Here is a 24358-nt window from a genome sequence, read left to right on the forward strand (position 1 = left end):
AGCTGATGCGCCTGATCAGTCCCGCGCCCTCCACGACGCCGGCCGCAGGGCCGCCCGCTGGAGCCCCGGCTCCGGCGGGCGGCCCGGGGGCGCCCCATCGGCGGGCGGTGAACGAACGCAACCGGCCGTTCTGGATGCTCGCGCCCGGCGGCATCCTCATGGTGCTCGTCATCATCGTGCCGCTGCTGCTCGCCGTCTACATCTCGTTCCTGGACCTCGACCAGTACACGATCCGCACCTGGGTCCAGGCCCCGTTCATCGGGCTGCAGAACTACGTCGAGGCCGTGACGAAGAGCCCGCTCGCCCACGCCGTCTGGCTGAGCGTGAGCTACGCCGTGACCGTCTCGCTCGTGACCCTGCCGATCGGCGTCGCCGCTGCACTGGCCACGCAGAACGCCTTCAGGGGACGAGGGCTCGTGCGATCGGTCTTCCTCATCCCGTACATCCTCCCCGCGTTCGTGGTGGCAACGGTGTGGCGCACCATGATGCAGCCCGACGGCATTCTGGACCACGCGGCCGGAGCGCTCGGCATCGATCCTGGGCTCTGGCTCAACGGCCCCACGAGCTTCTGGTCGCTCGTTCTCGTGCAGTCGTGGAGCTCCTGGCCCTTCTACTACCTGCTCGCGCTCGCCGGCCTGCAGTCGGTGGATCACGAGGTGCACGAGGCGTCGGCACTCGACGGGGCGAAATGGTGGACGAAACTGCGCTACGTCATCTTCCCCTACCTGCGGGGCTCGATCACCCTCGCGCTCGTCATCTCGTTCCTGCACAACATCAACTCGTTCACCCTGCCGTTCGTGCTGTTCGGCGTTCCGGCGCCGAAGGATGTCGAGGTGCTGCCCGTGCTCACCTACGTGACGAGCTTCCAGAGCTTCCGGTTCGGGCTGTCCGCGGCCATGGCCGTCGTCTCGCTCGCGCTCGTCGCGATCCCGCTGTTCATCTACCTGCGTGCGGTGCGCCTGGACACCGGAGAGGAGCGCCGCCGATGAGCGCCATCATCACCCGCCCGCCGTCCATCACCGGCCGGGCTGCCCGACGACGCAATACGGATGTCACCCGGCTGCTTCCCAGGCCGCTGCTCGTCGCGATCATCGTCGTACTGCTCGCCCTCGTCATCGGGCCCGTCGCGTACATGCTGCTCGCCTCGGTCAACTCCGACCTCGGCGTCGCTGCGGGCGAGATCTGGCCGAGGGAGTGGAACTTCGGCAACTACCTGTCGGTGTTCTCGACGGTCGACCTCGGGAAGGGGCTGGCCAACAGCGTCATCATCTGCGGTGCCGTGGCCGTCGTGTGCGCGCTCGTCTCGGTCTCGACGGCGTACGTGCTCGTCCGCTTCGCCTTCCGTGGCCGCCTGAGCGTGCTGCGCGGCCTGCTCGGACTGCAGTCGATTCCGGGCACGCTCATGCTGCTGCCCGTGTTCGTGCTGTTCGCGAGCGCCTCGACCCTGCTCGGAATTCCCACCATCGGAACGCGCTGGGCCGTGTTCCTCACCTACCTCACGTTCGCGTTGCCGTTCTCGACGTGGGTGATGGTCACCTACATCCGCGGGCTTCCCCGCGAGCTCGAGGAGGCCGCCCGCATCGACGGCGCCTCGTCGTGGCGGGTGCTGACGCGCATCATCGTGCCGCTCAGCTGGCCCGGCATCGTCGTCTCGGCGATCTTCGCCTTCCTGCTGGGCTGGAACGACGTGCTGTTCGCATCCGTCATGACCAATGCCGAGTCGCGCACCGCCGCCGTCGCCCTTCAGATCTTCGGCGCGACGCAGGAGACCGGGGCCCTGCCGCTGTACGGACAGATGATGGCCGCCTCGCTCATCTGCGCCGTGCCCGTGGTGGTGCTCTACCTCGTGTTCCAGCGTTATCTCGTGGGCGGCCTGACCGCCGGAGGAGTGAAGTAGATGAGCCCACTGACGTGGAAACTGTCGGGATTCGGCGACGAGATCGACCCCGATCCCGTGATTCAATCGGCGGTCCTGGAGGCCCTCGGGGCACGATTTCTCGAGGTGAGAAGCGCCTGGGGCGTGAACGTCGTCGACCTCGAGAGCGAGCAGCTCGACGAGCTGGCGCGGCTGCTGGAGCATCGGGGAATGCGGGTCTCGGCGATCGCCTCCCCGGTCGGCAAGGTCGATGTCTCGCTCCCGGTCGAGCACGAACTCGAGCGCCTCGGGCGCGCGATCGCCGCAGCCCATCGCCTGGAGGCGCCGTTCATCCGCATCTTCTCCTTCTACCGGGCGGACGGCAGGCCCGCCGCCGCGATCCGCGACGACGTGCTCGAGCGGATGTCCGCTCTCGCCCTGCTCGCCGAACGCGAGGGCGTGACGCTGCTGCACGAGAACGAGAAGGACATCTACGGAGACACCCCCGAGCGGGTGCTCGACATCGTCGAGTCCGTCGGTTCCGGGCGCTTGCGGCTGGCATGGGACAACGCGAACTTCGTGCAGGTGGGGGTGCGCCCCTTCAGCGACGGGTACGCCATGCTGCGGCCCTACCTGGACTACCTGCAGGTCAAGGATGCCGTCGCATCCACCGGAGCGGTGGTTCCGGCCGGGGAGGGCGACGGCGAACTGCTGGCGACCCTGACCGCGCTGCGCGACGACGGCTACGACGGATTCGCCTCCCTCGAGCCGCACCTGACCGATTTCACCGCTCTCGGCGGCTTCTCGGGCCCCCGTGAGTTCGGGCGCGCCGCCCGGGCTCTGCGCACCATCACCGACCAGATCGGAGTCCTGCTCGCATGAGCGAAGACACCCCCCTCTCCGTCGTCATCATCGGATGCGGCATCATCGGCATCAACCACGCCCGTGCCATCGGCCGCCTTTCGCGGCTGCGGATCGCCGCACTGGTCGACACCGTGCCGACGGTCGCCACGGACCTCGCCGAGCTCGTCGTCGAGGAGCTCGGCGCCTCCAGACCGGCCACGTTCACCTCGCTCGAGGACGCGCTTCAGGCCGAGCCGATCGACGTCGCCGTCATCTGCACGCCGAGCGGCTTGCACGTGGGGCTGGCCGAGCAGGCGGTGGCCGCCGGACTGCACGTGGTCATCGAGAAACCGCTCGACGTGAGCATGGAGCGAGCCCGGCGCATCGCCTCCCTCGCCGCGGAGGCCGAGCAGCGAGGGAAGGTCGTCTCCGTCATCAGCCAGCACCGGTTCGATCCCGCCTCGGTCGCCGTCGCTGCCGCCGCGCAGAGCGGCGAACTGGGGCGACTGACCAGTGCCGTCGCCTCCGTGGCGTGGTGGCGCAGCCAGGAGTACTACGACTCCGGGGCGTGGCGCGGCACGTGGCAGCTCGACGGCGGTGGGGCGGTGATGAACCAGGGGGTGCACACCGTCGACCTGCTCGTCTGGCTGCTCGGGCGGCCGGTGGCCGTCTTCGCCCACACCGGGCTGCTCGCGCACGAACGCGTGGAGGTCGAGGATGTGGCCGTGGCCACTGTTCGTTTCGCCTCGGGAGCGCTCGCCGTGCTGCATGCCACGACGGCGGCCTTCCCCGGCCTCAGCGTGCGGCTCCAGGTGCACGGGTCGGCGGGATCGGCCATCATCGACGACGACCAGCTCGAGTACCTCTCGGTGAACGCGGATGCCACCAACCGCGCCGGTGAGCGGGTCTCCGCCGACCAGCTGCGGGGTGCCCCGAAGGCGGCCGACACCTTCGTCGTCGGACACGCGCGGCAGTACCGCGACATCGTCGAGGCCATCGACGGCGGCCGCGCCCCGTGCGTCCGTGTTGCGGATGCGCTGCTCTCCCTCGCCGTCGTGCGTTCCGTCTACCTGTCGGCCTCGACCGGTCGTGAGATCCTCGTCGCCGACGTGCTCGAGGGCGTCCATGACGAATTCGCCGTCTCGACCGAGGAGGCCTACGCGTGAAGTTCTCCGTGTTCACGGCATCCACGCCCGAATGGGAACCGGCCCAGGCCGCGCAGATTCTCGCCGAGCAGGGCTGGGACGGCATCGAGTGGCGCATCACCGACCAGTCGCCGGCGGACCCGCCCGGCTTCTGGGCGGGTAACCGCGCCACCTGGCCGCTCGCCGGCCTCGAAGGCTCCCTCGACGAGATCGCGCGCATCACCCGGGATGCCGGGCTCGAGTTCTCGGGCATCGGCGGCTACGCCCAGGCGGCCCGGCACGAGGACGTCGAGAGGATGCTCGCCGCCACGGCCGCACTCGGAGCCCGTCAGGTGAGGGTGACCATGCCCGCCACCGGCACCGGCGACTACCGGGACCTGTTCGCGGCGACGCGGGCCGACCTGGAATGGGCATCGGAGCGGGCTGCAGCCCTCGGCGTCAAGGTGCTCGTCGAGTTGCATCACCGCACGATCACGGCCTCGGCATCCGCCGCCCTTCGCCTGATCGATGGCCTGGATCCCCAGAGCATCGGCGTCATCCACGACCTGGGCAACCTCGTCATCGAGGGACAGGAGGATGCGCTCTCGGCCTTCCAGCTTCTCGGGCCCTACCTGGCGCACGTGCACGTGAAGAACGTCGCGTGGCGCCCCACCGGCGAGAAGGGTTTCGATCGCGCTGCCGTCTGGGCCGAGAACTGGTCGCCGCTGCGGGAGGGACAGGCGAGCGTCGAGGCGTACTTCACGGCGCTCGCGACTCACGGCTACGACGGCTGGGTCACGGCGGAGGACTTCTCCACGGCGCTTCCCCTCGAGGAACGCACGCGCGACAACCTCGCCTACCTGAGGGCGGTCCATGCACGCACGGCAGATGCGCATGCCCGCTGAGATCGCGACCCTGCGGACCAGCCGGCCCGAGGTGCGCGTCGTTCATCTCGGCCTCGGCGCCTTCCACCGTGCGCACCAGGCCTGGTACACCGAACGGGCCAATGCGGGAGGGGAGGACTGGGGGATCGCCGCCTTCACGGGTCGCTCTCCGGATGCCGCTCTCGCACTCTCGCGTCAGGACGGCGTCTACACCCTCATCGAGCGCGGGCCGGAGGAGGACCGCGCCGTCGTGATCTCGAGCATCGTCGAGGCCCACGACGGAGCCGACGCCGAGGCCTGGCGCTCTGCGCTGGCCTCGCCACGGGTCGCCGTGCTCACCCTGACCGTCACCGAGGCGGGCTACCACGCGGATGCCGACGGCGGCCTCGACGGGTCCGACCCCTCGATCCGGGCCGATATCGCGGCCCTCCTCGCCGGCGGGCCGGCGGCTACCGCTCCCGGGCGCATCGTCGACGGACTCCGTGCTCGGCGGGCGGCCGGGGCCGGCGGGATCGCCGTGGTCAGCTGCGACAACCTTCCCGACAACGGGCAGGTGACGCAGTCGGTCGTGATGGGCGTGGCCCGTGCCGTCGATGCCGAACTCGCCGACTGGATCGCGGCGAACGCCTCCTTCGTGTCCACGATGGTGGATCGCATCACGCCGGAGACGACGGCGGAGGACCGGGTGATCGCGGGCCGCCTCGTGGGCGTCGACGACGATGTACCGGTCGTCGCCGAGCCCTTCAGTGAATGGGTGCTCTCGGGTGCCTTCCCGGGCGGGCGGCCCGCGTGGGAGGCTGCCGGTGCCCGGTTCGTCGATGACATCGTGCCCTACGAGCAGCGCAAGCTCTGGCTGCTCAACGCCGGCCACTCCCTTCTCGCCTATCGCGGGCTGCTCGCAGGCCTCGACACGATCGACGAGGCGATGACGGATGCCGGGATCGTCGCCGAACTCGAGGAACTGTGGCGCGAGGCGCGCGAGGTGCTGCCGCTCGGTGAAAGCGAACTCGACGCCGCGGTCTCGGCGCTGCACGAGCGCTTCACCAATGGCCGCATCCGTCACACCCTCCGTCAGATCGCCCGCGACGGCTCGCACAAGCTGCCGGTGCGCATCGTCGCGCCGCTGCGGCGCCGGCTCGCGAACGGCCTGGATGTCGGCCGTGCACAGGCCGGGACCCTGGCGGCATGGGGCGCGTGCCTCGTGCGCTTCGGACCCACGGACGACAGCTCATCCTCGCTCGCGGCGGCGCTGGGCGCCGGCCCCGACGCCGGCCCGGACACCGGCGACCACGCGGGGGTGTCGATCCTCGAGGCCATCGCTTCCGAGCTCGCCGGCGATGCCGCGGTGCGTCGGGCTGTCGCTGAGCGCTTCAGCACCCTCCTCACCGAATCCGTTCCTGGAAAGGCCTGACCATGCAGATCTCCTCAGCCGAAGTGCTCGTCTCCAGCCCCGGTCGCAACTTCGTCACGTTGCGCATCACGACCGACGAGGGCATCGTCGGCCTCGGAGACGCCACGCTCAACGGCCGCGAACTCGCCGTCGTGGCCTATCTCTCCGAACACGTCGTTCCCCTGCTCATCGGCCGCGACGCGCACCGCATCGAGGACATGTGGCAGTACCTCTACCGTGGCGCCTACTGGCGTCGGGGGCCGGTGACGATGGCCTCCATCGCCGCGGTCGACACGGCGCTCTGGGACATCAAGGCCAAGGCGGCGGGGATGCCGCTGTACCAGTTGCTGGGCGGACGCTCCCGTGTGGGCTGCCTCGCCTACGGCCACGCGAGCGGCGCGGAACTGCCCGAGCTGTTCGACTCCGTGCGCGACCACCTCGAGCAGGGTTATCGCGCCATCCGGATCCAGACGGGTATCCCGGGCCTGGACTCCGTGTACGGGGTCGCCAGCAGCGCCAACGCCGCGGTGGGGGATGACGGGGTGACGAGCCGCTACGACCACGAACCCGCCCGCCGGTCCGCGGTGCCCGTTGAGGAGACGTGGGACACCCGCGCTTACCTGCGTCACGCGCCACGGGTCTTCGAGGCGGTGCGCGCCGAGTTCGGCCCGGAGCTGCCGCTGCTGCATGATGCCCACCACCGGCTCACGCCCATCCAGGCGGCGAAATTGGGCAAGTCCCTCGAACCGTACGACCTGTTCTGGCTCGAGGACGTCACCCCGGCAGAGAACCCGGCGGCTCTGCGCCGCGTGCGCGAGCACACCACGACCCCCCTGGCGATCGGGGAGGTGTTCAACACCATCTGGGACTACCGCGAGCTGTTCGAGGAACAGCTGATCGACTACGTGCGCTCACCCGTCACCCACGCCGGCGGCATCACCGCCCTGCGTCGCATCTTCGACTATGCGGCCGTCTACCAGATCAAGTCGGGGGTGCACGGGCCGACCGACATCTCGCCGGTCGGGTTGGCGGCGTCCCTGCATCTCGGAATCGCCATTCCCAACTTCGGCATCCAGGAGTACATGAGGCACACCGCGCAGACCGACGCGGTGTTCCGCTCAGGTGTGCGCTTCGAACAGGGGATGCTGATCCCCAGCGATGCGCCGGGGCTCGGCGTCGAGTACGACGATGAGGCCGCGTCGGGCTACCCGTACGCCGGCGCCTACCTGCCGGTCAACCGCCTGCTGGACGGCAGCATGCACGACTGGTGACGGCCTGCCTGCAGCCCTGCTAAACTCTCTAGCTGGACTTCGGCGAGGGGTGCAGCGCGACGCGAAAGCGGAGCGCAGCATCCGTTATCGACGCGGTGGATGTGCTCATACGGCTTTTCCTCACGCTGACATGCGTTCGAGTTGAACACACAGACACGATCTGGGCCGAGAGCCCGCTAGGAGAATCACCATGGCTGAAGACAACACCGTTGTCGCCGAGAACCGCGAATCCTTCGGAAAGGGCGCTGCTCGCAAGATCCGCGCCGCCGGCAAGATTCCCGCCGTCATCTACGGCCACGGCGGCGACCCCCGCCACGTCACCCTTCCGGCGCACCGCGTCGGCCTGCTGCTGCGCAAGGCGAACGCCCTGCTCACCATCGAGGTCGGCGACTCGCGCCAGCTCGTGCTCGTGAAGGACGTGCAGAAGGACCCGGTGCACCAGGTCATCGAGCACATCGACCTCATTGTCGTGCGCAGCGGCGAGAAGGTGCTCGTCGAGGTGCCCGTGCACGTCGAGGGTGAGTCCTTCGCCGGCACCATCGTCGACCTCGACGCCAAGACGCTGCACCTCGAGGCCGAGGCCACGCACATCCCCGAGCGCGTCGTCATCGACATCGAGGGCGCCGAAGAGGGCACGCAGCTGCACGCCAAGGATGTCGAGCTCCCCAAGGGCGTCACCCTGGCCACCGACCCCGAGACGCTCGTGCTGCACGTGCACGCGCCGCAGAAGGCCGGCGACGACGAGGCGGCCGACGCCGCCGTCGCCGAGGCAGCATCCGCGGCATCTGCCGCTGCGGCAGCCGAAGCGGACGCCGAATAAGCATCTTCGGCATCCGTCGACCCGTGTCAGACGACGGGAACACCTGGTTGGTAGCCGGGCTCGGGAATCCCGGGCCCGGCTACTCCGGCAACAGGCACAATGTCGGGCAGATGGTGCTCGACGAGCTCGCACGCCGCGAATCCGTGCGGTTCAAGACGCACAAGGCGGGCGCCCTCGTCGCCGAGGGTCGTCTCGCGCCCGGCGGCCCCAAGCTCATCCTGGCCAAGCCCGGCTCGTTCATGAACGTGTCGGGCCGGCCGGTCTCCGCGCTCGCGAAGTTCTACTCGCTTCCGGCCTCGCGCCTCATCGTCATCCACGATGAGCTCGACGTGCCCTTCGACACCGTTCGCCTGAAGCAGGGCGGCGGTCACGGCGGCCACAACGGCGTGCGCGACATCATCGCGGCGCTCGGAACACCCGAGTTCATCCGGGTGCGCGTGGGGGTCGGGCGACCTCCCGGGCGCCAGGATGCCGCCGACTTCGTGCTCAAGGACTTCGCCTCGCCAGAGAAGGCCGTGCTGCCGAACCTTCTCTCGGATTCCGCCGACGCGGTCGAGGCAGTCGTCACCGACGGCCTCAACGCTGCGCAGCAGCGCTTCCACTCGCCGAGCTGAGCTCGGCTACAGCGTCGCCGCGGCGCTCACGTTGCCGGCGATGGAGAAGAGCACGAACGAGAGCACGGGAGTGATCGTCGCGATCACGATGGCGGCGACGCCGAAGCCGCGCCCGCGCCGCGTCGCCACGGCGACGATGCCCTGGATGAGCGCCCAGAGCCCGAGCAGGGTGCCGAGGCCGAGGTGGGCGAGCACGCCGATTCCGCCGCCGCCGAGGGCCACCGTCTGGGCGTCGGTGAGCGCATCCGCCGCCGGTGCCACGCCCGAGAGGCTGCCGAGCAGTCCGCCGTTGAGCACGGATGCGGCAAGCGAGAGAACGAGAAGCACGCACGCGACGATGAAGGCGACGCGACCGAGTGCGTTCGAGCGCGTCTCCTCCTGCCAGGAGTACGGGTAGGCGATGGGGGCGACGGGTGCCGCGAAGGCCGGGGCGGGGGAGGCGAACGCCGGCGGCGCGAACCCGAGCAGTCCCGGCTCCGTGGAGCCGGGACTGTGCGAGGGTACTGCGGGTACTGATGGTGCTGGGGCGGATCCGTCACCGATGGTGGGTGGCAGGTTCGTCATCAGAATGGTCGCCTTCGTCGTAGGGAACTGGGCACGTGCGAGCCTAGGGATGCGGTGCAGCACGAGGCTCGTCCCAATGCGGGTGCTCCCCGTCCGGGGCACGGTGCCGCGCCCGCGTAGACTTGTGCGGTGATGCTGCAGGGCCTCGTTTCCGCGCTCTCGCGCGCCTCCACCTTCCAATCCGCTCTCGACTCGGCGAGCCGGGACGCCGACTTCTCCCTTCCCGAGGGCCTCAACCCCCCTCTGCTGGCCGGGCTGCTGGAGCGACGAACCGGCGACCGCGGCCCGCAGGCTGCACTCATCATCACGGCCACGAGCCGTGAGGCCGAGGCCCTCGAGACGAGCCTGTCGGCGTACCTCCCCGACGCGGTGATCCTCGACTTCCCGGCCTGGGAGACCCTGCCCCATGAGAGGCTCAGCCCGAGCGCCGAGATCGTGGGGCGGCGCATCGAGACCCTGATGGCGCTGCGCCGCTGGGAGCAGGCGGATGCCGCAGCCCGTCCCGCCCTTGTCGTCGTCGCGTCCGTTCGTGCCGCCCTGCAGCCGCTCGCCGACAACCTCGCCGACCGCGATCCCGTCGAGCTCGCCGCGGGCGGGCGCGGCTACGACCTCGCGCAGATCGCGACCGAGCTCGTTGACCTCGCCTACAACCGGGTCGACATGGTCACCCGTCGTGGGGAGTTCGCGGTGCGCGGGGGCATCCTCGACGTCTTCCCGCCCGTGGCCGACCACGCCTACCGCGTCGAGTTCTTCGGCGACGAGGTCGAGCAGGTGCGCGCCTTCTCGGTCGCCGACCAGCGTTCGCTGCCAGAGCCCATCCCCTCGGTGAGCCTGACCGCGAGCCGGGAGCTGCTCATCACGGATGCGGTGCGCCAGCGCGCGGCCGAGATGGAGCACGAGTTCCCGAGCCTGTCGCAGATGCTCGCGAAGATCTCGGCCGGCATCCCCGTCGAGGGCATGGAGTCGCTCGCGCCCGCCCTCGTGGAGCGTCTCGTACCGCTCACCTCCTACTTCCCCGATGGCGCCCCCATCGCCGTGCTCTCGCCCGAGCGCGTGGCGAGCCGGGCCGCGAGCCTCGGCGAGACGAACCGCGAGTTCCTCGCGGCGGCCTGGACGGCCGCGACGGCGGGAGCCGAGGCGCCGATCGACCTCGAGTCCGGTGACTTCCTCACCCTCGTCGAACTGCGCGACTCGACCCGCTTCGCCGCTCCGGGCAGCCCCGCGCCCGATCACCCCTGGTGGACGTTCTCGAGCTTCGATGCCGGCGACGCCGACCTCGATGACTATGTTCGCGTCGCCGCCGACAGCGTGCCGAGCTTCGCCGGGAACGTCGAGGGCGCCGTGGAGCACGTCGCCGCGCGGCTCGGCGACGGCTGGTCGCTCGCGATCGCGGCCGCGGGCCACGGTCTGGTCGACCGTGCCCGCGACGTGCTCGCCGAGCGGGAACTTGCCGGCAGGGTCGTGGAGAACTTCCCCGAGCATCCGGAACCCGGGGTCGCCTACCTCGTGCAGGCGCCGATCTCCCGCGGATTCGAGCTGCCCGAGACCCGTCTCGGCGTGCTCAGCGAGGGCGAGTTCTACGGCCGCACGGCCGGATACTCGGCCGGTGGCCCGAAGAAGCTCGCGAGCCGCCGCAAGAACGTCGTCGACCCGCTCGCCCTCAAGCCCGGCGACTACGTCGTGCACCAGACCCACGGCATCGGCCGCTTCGTCGAGATGACCCAGCGCACGGTCGCCTCCGGCGCGCGTCCGACCGGCCCCAGCCGCACCGCGGGCATCGCCCAGCAGCCCACGATCGTGCGCGAGTACCTGGTGCTCGAGTACGCCTCGTCGAAGCGGGGCCAGGCCGGGGACCGCCTGTACGTGCCCACCGACCAGCTCGACCTGCTCACGCGCTACGTCGGGGGAGAGGCGCCCAGCCTGTCGAAGATGGGCGGAAGCGACTGGTCGGCCGCGAAGAGCAAGGCGCGCAAGGCCGTGCGCGACATCGCGGTGGAGCTCGTCAAGCTGTACTCGGCCCGTATGGCCTCCCGCGGGCACGCGTTCGGGCCAGACACGCCCTGGCAGCGCGAGCTCGAGGAGGCCTTCCCCTACGTCGAGACGCCCGACCAGGTGCAGACGATCGACGAGGTCAAGGCCGACATGGAGCGCCCCATCCCCATGGACCGGCTGCTCTCGGGCGATGTCGGCTTCGGCAAGACCGAGGTCGCCGTGCGCGCGGCCTTCAAGGCGGTGCAGGACGGCAAGCAGGTCGTCATGCTCGTCCCGACGACCCTGCTCGTCAAGCAGCACCTCGAGACCTTCCAGGAGCGCTTCGCCGGCTTCCCCGTGCACCTGCGCGCCCTCAGCCGGTTCCAGAGCGACCGGGAGGCGCGCGAGACCATCGCGGGCCTGGCCGACGGAACGGTGGATGTGGTCATCGGCACGCATCGCATCCTGAGCGACAACGTGGTGTTCAAAGACCTCGGCCTCGTGATCGTCGACGAGGAGCAGCGCTTCGGCGTCGAGCACAAGGACAAGCTGAAGAAGCTGCGCACCAACGTCGACGTGCTCGCCATGAGCGCCACGCCCATCCCGCGCACGCTCGAGATGGCCGTGACGGGCATCCGCGAGATGTCGACGCTCGCCACCCCGCCCGAGGACCGGCATCCGATCCTCACCTTCGTGGGACCGTACTCGGAGAAGCAGGTGGCCGCGGCCATCCGTCGCGAGCTGCTGCGCGAAGGCCAGGTGTTCTTCGTGCACAACCGGGTCTCATCGATCAACCGGGTCGCCGCCCAGCTCGCGGAGCTCGTTCCCGAGGCGCGCATCGCGGTGGCGCACGGCAAGCTCAACGAGAACACGCTCGAGCAGATCGTCGTGGACTTCTGGGAGCGCAAGTTCGACGTGCTCGTCTCGACGACGATCATCGAGACCGGCCTCGACATCGCCAACGCGAACACGATCATCATCGACCGCGCAGACAAGTACGGACTCTCGCAGCTGCACCAGCTGCGCGGACGGGTGGGTCGCGGGCGCGAGCGCGCGTACGCCTACTTCCTCTACGACGAGAACACGCCGCTTTCGGAGACGGCCCACGACCGGCTCTCCACGATCGCGGCGAACAACGAGCTCGGCGCCGGCATGCAGGTCGCGCTCAAGGACCTCGAGATCCGCGGAGCCGGCAACCTGCTCGGCGGCGAGCAGGCCGGACACATCGCGGGGGTCGGCTTCGACCTCTACCTGCGCATGATCGGCGAGGCGGTCTCGACCTTCCGCGGCGACGTCGCGGAGGGCCAGACCGAGCTGCGGCTCGAACTGCCGGTGGATGCGCACATTCCCGAGGACTACGTCGACAGCGAGCGGCTGCGCCTCGAGGCCTACCAGAAGCTCTCGACCGCATCGTCGCCCGCGGCCTCCGACGACGCCATCGACCGCGTGCTCGAGGAACTCGCCGACCGCTATGGCGAGCCGCCGCAGGCCGTGCTCACCCTCATTGCGGTCTCGCGGCTGCGGCGGCAGGCGCAGCGGGCATCCCTCAGCGAGGTCGTCGCGATGGGATCGAACCTGCGCATCGCACCGGCCACGCTGCCGGACTCGCTCCAGATCCGGTTGCAGCGGATGTATCCGGGGGCGCGCTACTTCACCCAGAACGGCTCGATCTCGGTGCCGCTTCCCCTCAGCAACGGGCAGGCGCCCGAGGACGCCGAGTTGATCGCCTGGGTCACCCAGCTCCTGACGGTGATCTTTCCGGCGCCCGCTGCCGAAGTCGTCGATACCGCCGAGAAAGCAGGCTGACGGCCGTCGCCGACGCCACGATGGCGATGCCGGAGCCGAGCAGCACGGCGAGGGTGCCCTCGTCGGCGACCTCGCGATGCTCGCGGAAGGCGAGATCGTTCATCAGCAGTGACACGGTGAACCCGATACCGCCGAGCACGGCGACGGTGGCCACGTCGAGCAGCTGCAACGGGATGCCGGCGGTGCGACGCACGAGCAGGGTGCCGATGCCGCCGGCGAGCGTGATGCCGACGAGCTTGCCGACGGGAAGCGCGACGAGGATCGCCCAGAACGCCGGACTCAACTCGGCGGGCGTCACCGCGGGGATGACGACGAGTGCCGCCGTGAACGCGAACAGCGGCAGGATGACGCCGTTCGAGAACGGCTCCATCGCGTGCACGGCACGACCGCCGGGTCGACGCGAGATGACCAGGCCGAGAGCGACGCCGGCGATGGTGGCGTGCACCCCGGACCGGTAGACGAAGTACCAGGTGAGGGCGCCGAGCAGGCACAGCACGAGCACGATCGGCCACTGTGAGCGGCGGGCGAGGATCCAGGGCGAACGCGACCGCAGCATCCGGCTGAGCGCGCCGAAGACGGTCAGCGTGAGAGCGGCCAGGCCGATGTCGGCGAAGGCCACCTGCGTCGTGAAGAAGAACGCGATGATGAGGATGGCGACGAGGTCATCGAGCACGGCCAGGGCGAGCAGGAACACCCGCACCCGGGTGGGGATGGCGGAGCCGAACACGGCGAGCACCCCGAGGGCGAAGGCGATGTCGGTCGCTGTCGGGACGGGCCAGCCGTGCCCCAGCCCGGAACCCGCGGTCATGGCGAGGTAGATCGCGGCGGGAACGATGACGCCGCCGGTGGCGGCGATCGCGGGAAGCACGGCCTTTCCCACGCTGTTCAGGTCGCCGATGACGAGTTCGCGTCGCAGCTCGACGGCGACGATGAAGAAGAAGACGGCGAGAAGGCCGTCGCTCACCCAGTGACCGGCGCTGAGGTCGAGGCCGATCCCGGGGATTCCGAGAGAGGTGTCGCGCGCCTGCACCAGCGCGGGACCGATGGCGGTGTTGGCGAGCACGAGCCCGGCGACGGCCGACACGAGCAACACGGCGGCGGAGAAGCGCTCGGAACGCAGAAGCCCCATGATCACCTCTCGATCGGCACGGCGACGCTACGCCGACCAGACTTCCCGGCACACCGATTACAGACTAGCGACGGCGACCCCGGGTCATCGGGGCCTGTTCGCATCCACTTCGGCGCCGGCCGCTCGTACGATGAGCACATGACTGAGCTCGACGAACTCGTCCGGGTCGTTGCACTGCTGCGGGCACCCGGCGGATGCCCGTGGGATGCGGAGCAGACGCACGAATCCCTCGTCCGCTATCTCGTCGAGGAGACGCACGAGCTGATCGAGGCGATCGAGGCGGGGGATCGCGCGGAGATGATCGAGGAGCTCGGCGACGTGCTCTACCAGGTGCTCTTCCACGCCGACATCGCCGCGACGACGCCCGGCGAGGACTTCAGCATCGAGGATGTCGCCGCGCATATGACGGCCAAGATGATCGGACGGCATCCGCACGTCTTCGGCGATCGGGAGGCGGCCACCGCCGAAGACGTCGTCGGTTTCTGGGACGAGCTCAAGGCCGACGAGAAGCCGCACCGAACGAGCGTGCTCGACGGGGTTCCCCAGGGGATGCCGGCCCTCGCGCTCGCCGACAAGACCCTCGCGAAGGCCGCCAGGGTGGGTGTGGGGCGTCAGGATGCGGATGCGCCCGCCTTCGACGACGAGGCCGCGCTCGGTGCCCACCTCATGGCGCTCGTTGCGACGGCTCGGGAGCGCGGCCAGGATCCGGAACGGGCGCTCCGCGCCGCCGTACGCGGGTTGCGCGACGACGTGCGCGAAGCGGAGGCGGTTCGAGCCTCGTGACCCGGGAGCCGGCTCAGCGGCCGTCGGGGCGGCTGGCCCGCAGCACCTCGAGGCGCGCGCGGTACTCCTGCTCATCGACGTCGCCGCGGGCGTAGCGCTCGGCGAGCACCTGCTCGGCCGCGCGGGACGGCGCCGACCACGGCCCGTATCCGCCCCCGTCGAAGCGGCGCCAGCGGCGGCCCGCGAACGTGAAGATGAGCACGAAGACGGTGATCCAGAACAGCGGGATAAGCAGGAACAGCCAGCCGAATCCACCCGCCCATGGTCCCGCCCAGTGCGTGGCGAGGCTCGCTGCGGTGAGTGTGCTGATCATGATGGTGCCTTTCTGTGACAGGCCTCGTTCGGGCCTGTCCCCAGTGTTCGCGAGCCACGGCCCGGGCGAATCCGCCCGAGGGAGCGATCTGGGTACACCCGGGGGAGCAGTCAGCGTCCGCCCGGCTGCACCAGTTTCGCGTCGTAGGCCGCGATCACGAGTTGCACGCGATCGCGAGCGTGCAGCTTGCCCATCACCCGGGAGACGTGGGTCTTCGCCGTCAGCGGGCTCATGAACAGCCGCTCCCCGATCTCGCTGTTCGTCAGCCCGGCGCCGACGAGGCCGAGCACCTCGCGCTCGCGGTCGGTGAGTGCCGCGAGGTCGGGGGATGCCGAGGTCTCCGGAAGGCGACGGGAGACCTGTTCGAGAAGGCGGCGGGTCGCGCCGGGGGAGAGCAGTGCGTCGCCATGGGCGACGACGCGCACCGCCCGGATGAGTTCTGCGGGCTCGGTGTCCTTCACGAGGAATCCCGACGCGCCGGCGCGGATGGCCGTGGCGACGTACTCGTCCAGTTCGAAGGTCGTGACGACGACGATGCGCGTGCCGCCCAGCCGCTCGTCGCCGACGAGCTGTTCCGTCGCCCACAGGCCGTCGCCGTCCGGCATCCGGATGTCCATGAGCACGACGTCGGGCCGCAACCGTCGTGCGGCGGCCACGGCATCCCGTCCCGTCGCGGCCTCGCCCACGACGTTCATGTCGGGCTCGGAGGAGAGCAGCGCCGAGAAGCCCGCCCGGATGAGTTGCTGGTCGTCGGCGATGAGGATGCGGATCACGGGCTCTGTCGCCGTGCCGATTCCAGCCGGGTCGGCGGGATTCATGCCGTCACCGGTATCCGGGCGCTCACGCGAAGGCCGCCGTTCGAGCCCGGGGTCACCTCGACGCTGCCGTTCAGCAGGCCGATCCGCTCGCGCATGCCGGTGAGGCCTCCGCCCTCCGCAGCCGGCACCCCGCCCACGCCGTCATCCTCGACCTGGACGACGTACTCGTCGCCCCGCCGCTCGAGGCTGACCGTCGCCGTCGTCGCGCCGGCGTGCCGCACGACGTTCGTCAGGCTCTCCTGAATCACCCGGAAGAGAGCCGACTGCACCGCGGGAGGCGGGTCGTCGGTGAGGCCGTCGTCGAACCTCACCGCGAGGCCGCCCGACCGGAACTGCTCGATCAACGCGGGCAGGCGCGAGAGCCCGGGTGCCGGGGTGCGCTCGCCGGGCTCCCCGTCGGAGCGCAGCACGCCGAGCACCGCACGGACCTCGTCGAGGGCGGCGACGCTCGTGGAGCGGATGGCGGCGAGGCTGGCTCGAGCCTGTTCCGGGGTGCTGTCGAACAGGTGCAGCCCCACGCCCGCCTGCACGCTGATCTGCGAGAGCGAGTGCGCGAGCACGTCGTGCAGTTCGCGGGCGATGCGCAGGCGCTCGGCCTCGGCATCCGCGGCCCGCTGCGCCGCGACGCTGAGCGACAGGGCACGGTAACGCTGCCGGCGCTCCCGCAGGGCCTCACCGAAGGCGACGAACATCGAGACGACGAACGCCGCGATGAGCGGGCGGATGAGGCCGATCGCGCCGTCGTCGAGAAGGCCGAGGCCGATGCCGATCGCCGCGAAGGCTCCCACGCTGCTCCACGCCAACTGCCGTCGGCCGCGCGCCCCGGCCGCGAGGACGCCGAACGCGACGGGGATGGCTGCGAACGGAGGACCGGGGCAGAGCGCGACCGCCGGCGCGCAGGCGATCGCCACGGTGAGGGCGACCGCGCCCGGGAAGCGCCGGCTGCCGAGCAGCAGGCCGCTGGCCAGGAGCGCGAGAACGGAGAGCCACGCCCCCACTCCGTTTCCGAACCGCACGGCCACGACGATCGCGATGGCCTGGGTCGCCACCGAGAGCGCGACGGGAGCCACGAGGGCGATGGCAGGAGGAGGACCGCCCCAGCCGTGCTGGCGCGGCTGGGCGCCCCAGCCGTGCTCAACGCCCTGGAACGACATGCCCTCATGCTACGCAGGGGCATCCGGTCGGCAATCCTCCTGCGGGAGTATCCGAGCGCCTCCACCTGAAACAATGGGGCAATGGCCCAGACTGTGACCCCGCCCCGCGGCATGCGCGACTTCCTGCCCGCCGACAAAGCCCGTCGCGAGCACGCCCTCGGCGTCATCCGGCGGGCCTACGCGCTGCACGGGTTCGACGAGATCGAGACGCCGGTCATGGAGGACGCCGCCTACCTGCACTCCGGTCTGGGTGGGGACAACGAGAAGCTCGCGTTCGCCGTCATGCGCCGCGCCATCACCGACGAGATGCTCCAGGCGGCCGCGCAATCCGGCAATGCCCTCAGCCTCGCCGACCTCGGGCTGCGTTACGACCTCACGGTGCCGCTCGCGCGGTTCTATGCGAGTCACCGCGCCGAGCTCCCCGCGGTGTTCCGGTCGATCCAGATCGCGCCGGTGTGGCGCGCGGAGCGTCCGCAGAAGGGGCGCTTCCGCCAGTTCCTGCAGTGCGACATCGACATCATCGGCGAGGCCGGTGCGCTCGCCGAAGTGGAGCTCATCACGGCCACGGCGAGTGCCATCGACGCCCTCGGCCTGGCCGGCTGCCGCATCCGCATCAACGACCGCCGCATCCTCACCCGGCTGCTCTCGTTCTGGAACGTGCCCGCCGAACTCCACGAGCGCGCGCTCATCATCATCGACAAGCTCGACAAGATCGGAGTCAGTGGAGTGAGCGCCGAGCTGGCCGAGCTCGGTGTCGACACGGCGGAGGTTGCGCAGACGCTCGAGAGCATCCCGAACGCGGGCTGGCACCTGCACGACGGCACGGTGCCGCCGCCGGCATGGCTCGATCTCGACGTCTACGCCGAGCTGCGATCGATCAAGGATGCGGTCAGCGGCATCGAGCTCGACTTCGACCCCACGCTCGTGCGTGGAATGGGCTACTACACCGGCACCATCTTCGAGATCTCCCACCCCGAGCTGAGCTATTCCCTCGGCGGTGGCGGCCGCTATGACGGCATGATCGGTCGCTTCCTCGGTGCCGACGCGCCCGCCTGCGGTTTCTCCATCGGCTTCGAGCGCATCATCGACCTGCTCGACGGCGACGAGCACGCCGCGGCGGATGCGGTGCTGCTCATCCACGAGAAGAACGCCGAGCCGGCTGAACTCGTCGCCCTGAAGGCGCAGCTCGTCGCCTCCGGCACCCGGGTGCGCCTTGCAGCGCGTTCGAAGAACATCCGCGCCCTGCTCGAACGTGCTCAGGAGGACGGTTTCGGGCGGTACGCCTTCGTCGCCTCGGGTGCTGCCGCGCAGAACCTCGACTTCAAGCCGCTCGGTGCCCGGTCACTAGACTGAACGCGGAACGACGGTGTTCCGGTTCATCCTTTCCGGTTCCAAAAGGAGATAGTTGTGGCTCTCATCGAGGCAGTTGGCGCTCGTGAAATTCTGGATTCCCGCGGGAATCCCACGGTAGAGGTCGAGGTGCTGCTCGAAGACGGCACCGTCTCCCGCGCCGCCGTTCCCTCGGGCGCATCCACCGGCGCCTTCGAGGCCTATGAGCTGCGCGACGGCGACGCCGGCCGCTACGGCGGCAAGGGCGTTCTGAAGGCCGTCGACGCCGTGCTCGACGAGGTCTCCGACGCCATCGAGGGCCTCGAGTCCACCGAGCAGCGTCTCGTCGACGCCGCCCTGATCGAGCTCGACGGCACCGAGAACAAGAGCCGCCTCGGCGCGAACGCCTTGCTCGGCGTCAGCCTCGCCGTCGCGCGTGCCTCGGCCGACTCGCTCGACCTGCCGCTGTTCCGCTACGTCGGCGGAGCGAACGCGCACACCCTGCCCGTTCCGCTGATGAACATCATCAACGGCGGTGCGCACGCCGACAACGGCATCGACACGCAGGAGTTCATGATCGTGCCGCTCGGCGCCGACACATTCTCCGAGGGCCTGCGCTGGGGCGTGGAGACCTACCACGCACTCAAGGGACTGCTGAAGTCCAAGGGCCTGGCGACCGGCCTCGGCGACGAGGGCGGCTTCGCACCCGACATCGCGACATCGACGGATGCGCTGGACTTCATCCTCGAGGCGATCCAGAAGGCGGGCTTCACCCCCGGCCGCGACATCGCGCTCGGACTCGACGTGGCCTCCACCGAGTTCTACCGTGACGGCGCCTACCACTTCGAGGGCAAGCAGCTCTCGGCCGACGCCTTCATCGAGTACTACACCAAGCTCGTCGCCGACTACCCGCTCGTCACCATCGAGGACCCCCTCGCCGAAGACGACTGGGACGGTTACGCCGCCCTCACCCCGGCACTCGGCGGAAAGGTGCAGATCGTCGGTGACGACCTGTTCGTGACGAACCCGAAGCGCCTGGCCGACGGCATCCGTCGCGGTGCGGCCAACTCGCTGCTGGTCAAGGTGAACCAGATCGGCACGCTCACCGAGACGCTCGACGCGGTCGCCCTCGCCCAGCGCAGCGGCTACACGACGATCCTCTCGCACCGCTCGGGCGAGACCGAGGACACCACGATCGCCGACCTCGCCGTCGCGACGGATGCGGGCCAGATCAAGACCGGAGCGCCTGCTCGCAGCGAGCGGGTGGCTAAGTACAATCAGCTTCTGAGGATCGAAGAGGAGCTCGCCGAGGCCGCGGTCTACGCCGGCCGCTCGGCATTCCCCCGTTTCCAGGGCTGATCAGTATTGGAGGATGCTCGTGGCAACCTCCGACGACGCGCGGCGCACCCGGCCGCCCCTTGCCCAGACGGCAGGCGGCTGGGTGCGCGGCATGCGCTTCTCGGGCTTCACGCTCATCATGCTCGCCCTCGCGATCTTCGCGGTCATCGTCATCGCGCCGAGCGTGCAGTCCTGGCTGGCGCAGCGCCAGCAGATCTCGGCGCTGCAGAGCACGGTGAACGAGCAGAAGGTCACCGTGCAGAAGCTCACCGATGAACGTGAGCGCTGGAACGACGCGACCTTCATCACCACCCAGGCCCGCGAGCGGCTGGGCTACGTCCTGCCCGGCGAGGTCAGCTTCCTCGTGATCAACGACCTGCCCGGCCTGGCCGCGGCGGAGGAGCCCGCTCCCGTCAGCGACACGGTGCAGAGCACGTCCACCAACTGGATGCGGTCGCTGTTCGCGTCCACCATGGCGGCCGGACTCGCGCCTGCCGCGCCCGCTGCGCCCGCCCCCGCAGCTCCGACACCGGAGCCCACCCCGTGAGCACCCCGCCCTTCGAACCGGCATCAGCGCGCGACATCGCGATCGTCTCCGCCCAACTCGGGCGATCCGTCCGCAGCGTCATCGGCATTCCGGCCCGGTGCGTCTGCGGCGCCCCCACCGTGGTCGCGACCGCGCCGCGCCTGGATGACGGCACCCCGTTCCCCACCCTCTACTACCTCAGCCACCCGGCGGCGACCGCCGCCATGTCGTTCCTCGAGGCGACCCAGGTGATGAACGAGTTCAACGCCATGCTCGCCGACGACGAGACCTTGCGGCAGGGCTACCGGCGCGCGCACGAGTCCTACCTCGCCGATCGCGAGTCCATTCTCGTGGTCGACGAGATCGCGGGCTTCTCGGCCGGGGGCATGCCCGATCGGGTCAAGTGCCTGCACGCGGTCGCGGCCCACGCGCTTTCCGCGGGGCCCGGCGTGAATCCCATCGGCGACCTCGCGCTCGAACGCTCGACCTGGAGCCCCCAGGTCTGCGACTGCCTCGACTACGGCATCGACGAGGCGGAGTGAGGCGGCTCTGGCGACGGACGGCCGGCGGCCTCGCCGTCGCCGCCGTCGTCGCACTGGGCGTCAGCCCCGTCGTCGTCGAGGCGAGTCCGGCGCATGCCGACTCCGTGCGCGACCTGCAGTACTGGCTCGCCGATTACGGCTTCACGACGGCCTGGAACACCTCCAAGGGACAGGGCGTCACCGTCGCCGTCATCGACACGGGTGTCGACGGTACCGTTGCGGAGCTGCGCGGTGTGGTCGTGGGAGGAACGGACGTCTCGGGGCTCGGCGCGGCGAACGGCGAGAAGCCCGTCGGCGAGGAGAGCGACCATGGCACGATGGTCGGCTCCCTGCTCGCCGGCCGGGGCACGGGCACCGGCAACGGGGTGCTGGGCGTCGCGCCCGAGGCGAACATCCTGAGCGCATCCGTCGCCTTCGGCCAGGAGGGCGCCTCATCGATCTCGACCGACGACCAGATCGCGACGGCGGTGCGCTGGGCGGTGGATGCGGGAGCCAAGGTGATCAACATGTCGCTCACGCGCAACACCCTGGACTGGCCCGAGAGCTGGGATGACGCATTCCTCTACGCGTTCGAGCACGACGTCGTGGTCGTGGCGGCCGCGGGCAACCGCGGTGCCGGAACGACGCAGGTCGGCGCGCCCGCGACCATCCCCGGCGTCGTCGCGGTGGCGGGCGTCGACCGCAACGGAGAGGCCAGCTTCGACGCCTCCTCGCAGGGCATCACGATCTCGGTGGCTGCGCCGAGCGAAGACCTCGTCGGCGTCGTGCCCGGAGGCGGCTACGTCAAATGGGACGGGACCAGCGGGGCGGCGCCCATCGTCTCGGGCCTGATCGCCCTCGTGCGCTCGGCGTACCCGAAGCTGGATGCCGCCGACGCCATCCAGCGCGTGGTCGCGACGGCCGACGCGGATGGACACCAGGTGCCGAGCCCCATCTACGGCAACGGCCTCATCGACGCCGCAGCGGCCCTCACGGCGGATGTCGAGCCGGCGACGACCACGCCCGCCGACGAGCTCAAGGAGTGGATCCGCCTGCACCGGCGAGCCCAGACTCCGAGCACGGAGACGGCCTCACCAACGCAGCCCCCGGTCACGCCCACGCCCGATCCGCCCCGCCCCGAACGCGACCTTGCCGAGAGCCTCCTGCCCACCACCTGGACGCTCACCTACCTGACCGTGCCGTTCGCCGTGCTCGTGGGGTTTGGTACGATGGGAGTGCTGCTGGGCATCGGGGCCACACGGCATATCAGGCGGACGCTCCGCAAGTAAGGTGTTTCCGCGCTTCATGATCACTCGAGGAGATCCTTCACTGTGCCCAGAATTCTGATCGTCGGCGGTGGCTACGCCGGTTTCTACACGGCATGGAAACTCGAGAAGTGGCTGCGCCCTGGTGAGGCAGAGGTCACCGTCGTCGACCCGCTTCCCTACATGACCTACCAGCCCTTCCTTCCCGAGGTGGCCGCCGGCTCCATCGAGCCCCGTCATGCGGTCGTCGCCCACCGACGTCACCTGAAGAAGACCGAGGTGATCAACGCGAAGGTCACCTACATCGACCACGCGGCGAAGACCGCCACGATCACCCCGCCGGTCGGCGAGCCCTACGCGTTCGAGTACGACATCGTCGTGGTCACGGCGGGCGCCGTCTCGCGCACCTTCCCGATCCCGGGCGTCGCCGATGAGGCGATCGGCCTGAAGACGATCGAAGAGGCGGCCGCGATCCACCAGCGCGTGCTCACCAACTTCGACAAGGCGGCGCTGCTTCCCGCAGGTCCCGAGCGCGACCGCCTGCTCACCTTCGTCGTCGTCGGCGGCGGCTTCGCCGGCATCGAGATCTTCGCCGAACTGCGCTCGCTCGTCTCCGCGCTGATCTCCAAGTACCCCACGATCACGTTCGAGGACACCCACTTCCACCTCATCGAGGCGATGGGCCGCATCATGCCCGAGGTCTCGCTCAAGACGAGCCACTGGGTCATCAAGAACCTCGCAGAGCGCGGCGCGCAGATCCACCTCGACACGCAGCTCTCCAGCGCGGTCGGCGGCAAGATCGAGCTCTCGACCGGTGAGAGCTTCGAGTCCGACCTCATCGTCTGGACGGCCGGCGTCATGGCCAATCCGACCATCGTGCGCAACACCGACCTGCCCATCGAGGAGCGCGGCCGCCTGAAGGTGCGCGCCGACCTGCGCGTCGGCACCGATGACGAGTTCATCGCCGACGCCTGGGGTGCCGGGGATGTCGCCGCGGTTCCCGACCTCACCGGCGGCGGCGTCGGCGGCTTCTGCGTGCCGAACGCCCAGCACGCCGTGCGCCAGGGCAAGCTGCTCGCGAAGAACCTCGTCGCGTCGCTGCGCGGAGAGGGCCCCAAGGAGTACTTCCACAAGAACCTCGGTGCCGTGGCGGGTCTCGGCCTCGGCATCGGCGTCTTCCAGTCCGGAAAGATCGCCATCACCGGCTTCCTCGCCTGGATCGCGCACCGTGGCTACCACGGCCTCGCCATGCCGAGCTGGGAGCGCAAGCTGCGCGTCGTCGGAGACTGGGTGAGCGGCTTCTTCCTCGGCCGCGACATCGTGGCCATCGAGGCGCTGCAGACCCCCCGCGCCGTCTTCGAGGAGTTCGCGGCGCGGCCGAAGCCCCCGGCAGCGGCTCCTGCGGCGGCTCCGTCCGCCGACAAGCCCGCCGTCGAGAAGCCGGCCGGCGCCAAGCCCGCCGTCGAGAAGCCGGCCGCGAAGAAGGCTCCGGTGCGCCGCAAGCCTGCCGCAGCCGCGACGGATGCTCCGGCGGCCGCCGAGGAACCGACCCTGATCGAGGTTCCGGCCGAGAAGGTCGTCGCCAAGTAGGCAGCACCCGCAGACACCCCCAGCCGCACGGCTGGGGGCGTCTCGTGCATTAACGTGGAAGGGCTGCCGGCCTCCGTAGCCCAATCGGCAGAGGCAGGCGACTTAAAATCGCTTCAGTCAGGGTTCGAGTCCCTGCGGAGGCACGTGCTGGTGGGGTTTCGCAGGGAGCTGTTCCCTGAGCCTGTCGAAGGGAACGCCACCCGCTTCGGGCAGGCACGTCGCGACGCTTCGACAGGCGCAGCGAACCGCGGTGGTGGGGTTTCGCAGGGGGCTGTTCCCTAAGCCTGTCGAAGGGAACGCCACCCACTTCGGCCCGCACGTCACGACGCTTCGACAGGCTCAGCGAGCGGGACTTGGGCAGGCACGTCACCGCGCTTCGACAGGCTCAGCGGACCGGGGTGGTGCGGTTTCGCAGGGGGCTGTTCCCTGAGCCTGTCGAAGGGAACGCCA

Annotated in this window: 22 protein-coding genes and 1 tRNA gene; 18 read left to right on the forward strand and 5 right to left on the reverse strand. The window is 69.9% G+C overall.

What is annotated here, in order from left to right:
* Positions 1-5 precede the first annotated feature (5 nt).
* From WDJ51_RS03095 to pth, 9 genes are all read left to right on the forward strand, one after another.
* On the forward strand, positions 6-989 hold the full coding sequence (locus tag WDJ51_RS03095) for a carbohydrate ABC transporter permease (RefSeq protein WP_337850968.1): 984 nt from the start codon (positions 6-8) through the stop codon (positions 987-989).
* Positions 986-1897, forward strand: coding sequence for a carbohydrate ABC transporter permease (locus WDJ51_RS03100; protein ID WP_337850969.1), 912 nt, complete (start codon positions 986-988; stop codon positions 1895-1897). The genes WDJ51_RS03095 and WDJ51_RS03100 overlap by 4 nt, the downstream gene beginning before the upstream one ends.
* Positions 1898-2737 (forward strand): sugar phosphate isomerase/epimerase family protein, encoded by an 840-nt coding sequence (locus WDJ51_RS03105; RefSeq protein ID WP_337850970.1) that lies wholly within the window; start codon positions 1898-1900, stop codon positions 2735-2737.
* Complete coding sequence (locus WDJ51_RS03110) at positions 2734-3864, forward strand: Gfo/Idh/MocA family protein (protein ID WP_337850971.1); 1131 nt, start codon at positions 2734-2736, stop codon at positions 3862-3864. The genes WDJ51_RS03105 and WDJ51_RS03110 overlap by 4 nt, the downstream gene beginning before the upstream one ends.
* Complete coding sequence (locus WDJ51_RS03115; RefSeq protein ID WP_337850972.1) at positions 3861-4727, forward strand: sugar phosphate isomerase/epimerase family protein; 867 nt, start codon at positions 3861-3863, stop codon at positions 4725-4727. The genes WDJ51_RS03110 and WDJ51_RS03115 overlap by 4 nt, the downstream gene beginning before the upstream one ends.
* A complete protein-coding gene (locus tag WDJ51_RS03120) occupies positions 4711-6117 on the forward strand; it encodes a mannitol dehydrogenase family protein (protein WP_337850973.1) in 1407 nt (468 codons plus the stop codon). Before WDJ51_RS03115 ends, WDJ51_RS03120 begins: the two co-directional genes overlap by 17 nt.
* A 2-nt stretch (positions 6118-6119) precedes the next feature.
* Complete coding sequence (gene manD / locus WDJ51_RS03125) at positions 6120-7367, forward strand: D-mannonate dehydratase ManD (protein ID WP_337850974.1); 1248 nt, start codon at positions 6120-6122, stop codon at positions 7365-7367.
* 190 nt (positions 7368-7557) lie between these two features.
* Positions 7558-8187, forward strand: coding sequence for a 50S ribosomal protein L25/general stress protein Ctc (locus WDJ51_RS03130; protein WP_337850975.1), 630 nt, complete (start codon positions 7558-7560; stop codon positions 8185-8187).
* Positions 8188-8210: 23 nt separating this feature from the next.
* Positions 8211-8801 (forward strand): aminoacyl-tRNA hydrolase, encoded by a 591-nt coding sequence (gene pth / locus WDJ51_RS03135; protein WP_337850976.1) that lies wholly within the window; start codon positions 8211-8213, stop codon positions 8799-8801.
* A gap of 6 nt (positions 8802-8807) precedes the next feature.
* Here the strand turns inward: pth and WDJ51_RS03140 are convergent, their stop codons facing one another.
* Positions 8808-9365, reverse strand: a complete 558-nt coding sequence (locus WDJ51_RS03140) for a hypothetical protein (RefSeq protein WP_337850977.1) — start codon at positions 9363-9365, stop codon at positions 8808-8810.
* Between the two features lie 129 nt (positions 9366-9494).
* On the opposite strand from WDJ51_RS03140, the gene mfd reads away from it, so the two are divergent.
* Positions 9495-13142, forward strand: a complete 3648-nt coding sequence (mfd, locus tag WDJ51_RS03145) for a transcription-repair coupling factor (protein ID WP_337850978.1) — start codon at positions 9495-9497, stop codon at positions 13140-13142.
* On the opposite strand, the gene WDJ51_RS03150 is transcribed toward mfd, so the two are convergent.
* Positions 13069-14271, reverse strand: coding sequence for a Na+/H+ antiporter NhaA (locus tag WDJ51_RS03150; RefSeq protein ID WP_337850979.1), 1203 nt, complete (start codon positions 14269-14271; stop codon positions 13069-13071). The genes mfd and WDJ51_RS03150 overlap by 74 nt on opposite strands.
* 138 nt (positions 14272-14409) lie before the next feature.
* Here WDJ51_RS03150 and WDJ51_RS03155 point away from each other — a divergent pair, with 138 nt between their 5' ends.
* Complete coding sequence (locus WDJ51_RS03155) at positions 14410-15054, forward strand: MazG family protein (RefSeq protein WP_337850980.1); 645 nt, start codon at positions 14410-14412, stop codon at positions 15052-15054.
* A gap of 13 nt (positions 15055-15067) precedes the next feature.
* Here the strand turns inward: WDJ51_RS03155 and WDJ51_RS03160 are convergent, their stop codons facing one another.
* From WDJ51_RS03160 to WDJ51_RS03170, 3 genes are all read right to left on the reverse strand, one after another.
* Positions 15068-15367, reverse strand: coding sequence for an SHOCT domain-containing protein (locus WDJ51_RS03160; RefSeq protein WP_337850981.1), 300 nt, complete (start codon positions 15365-15367; stop codon positions 15068-15070).
* 110 nt (positions 15368-15477) lie between these two features.
* The gene (locus tag WDJ51_RS03165) at positions 15478-16140 is read right to left on the reverse strand and encodes a response regulator transcription factor (protein WP_337850989.1); all 663 of its coding nucleotides are present in this window, start codon (positions 16138-16140) and stop codon (positions 15478-15480) included.
* A gap of 41 nt (positions 16141-16181) precedes the next feature.
* The gene (locus WDJ51_RS03170) at positions 16182-17339 is read right to left on the reverse strand and encodes a sensor histidine kinase (RefSeq protein ID WP_337850982.1); all 1158 of its coding nucleotides are present in this window, start codon (positions 17337-17339) and stop codon (positions 16182-16184) included.
* 81 nt (positions 17340-17420) lie between these two features.
* Between WDJ51_RS03170 and hisS the strand changes: the two genes are divergently transcribed.
* From hisS to WDJ51_RS03205, 7 genes are all read left to right on the forward strand, one after another.
* Complete coding sequence (hisS, locus tag WDJ51_RS03175; RefSeq protein ID WP_337850983.1) at positions 17421-18692, forward strand: histidine--tRNA ligase; 1272 nt, start codon at positions 17421-17423, stop codon at positions 18690-18692.
* A gap of 54 nt (positions 18693-18746) precedes the next feature.
* Entirely contained in the window at positions 18747-20027 is a 1281-nt protein-coding gene (gene eno, locus WDJ51_RS03180; protein WP_337850984.1) for a phosphopyruvate hydratase, read from the forward strand.
* A 19-nt stretch (positions 20028-20046) separates the two neighbouring features.
* Positions 20047-20553 carry an FtsB family cell division protein gene (locus WDJ51_RS03185; protein ID WP_337850985.1) on the forward strand — a complete coding sequence of 169 codons (507 nt, stop codon included), beginning with the start codon at positions 20047-20049 and terminating at the stop codon, positions 20551-20553.
* Positions 20550-21074: a DUF501 domain-containing protein gene (locus WDJ51_RS03190; protein WP_337850986.1), complete on the forward strand. Its 525-nt coding sequence runs from the start codon at positions 20550-20552 to the stop codon at positions 21072-21074. Before WDJ51_RS03185 ends, WDJ51_RS03190 begins: the two co-directional genes overlap by 4 nt.
* A complete protein-coding gene (locus tag WDJ51_RS03195) occupies positions 21071-22342 on the forward strand; it encodes a S8 family peptidase (protein ID WP_337850987.1) in 1272 nt (423 codons plus the stop codon). The genes WDJ51_RS03190 and WDJ51_RS03195 overlap by 4 nt, the downstream gene beginning before the upstream one ends.
* Positions 22343-22384: 42 nt before the next feature.
* Positions 22385-23908, forward strand: a complete 1524-nt coding sequence (locus tag WDJ51_RS03200; RefSeq protein WP_337850988.1) for an NAD(P)/FAD-dependent oxidoreductase — start codon at positions 22385-22387, stop codon at positions 23906-23908.
* 69 nt (positions 23909-23977) lie between these two features.
* Positions 23978-24051: transfer RNA gene (locus WDJ51_RS03205), tRNA-Leu, on the forward strand.
* Positions 24052-24358: the final 307 nt, after the last annotated feature.

It is taken from the genome of Rathayibacter sp. YIM 133350 (assembly GCF_037404875.1).
In the GTDB taxonomy this organism is placed as follows: Bacteria; Actinomycetota; Actinomycetes; order Actinomycetales; family Microbacteriaceae; genus Orlajensenia.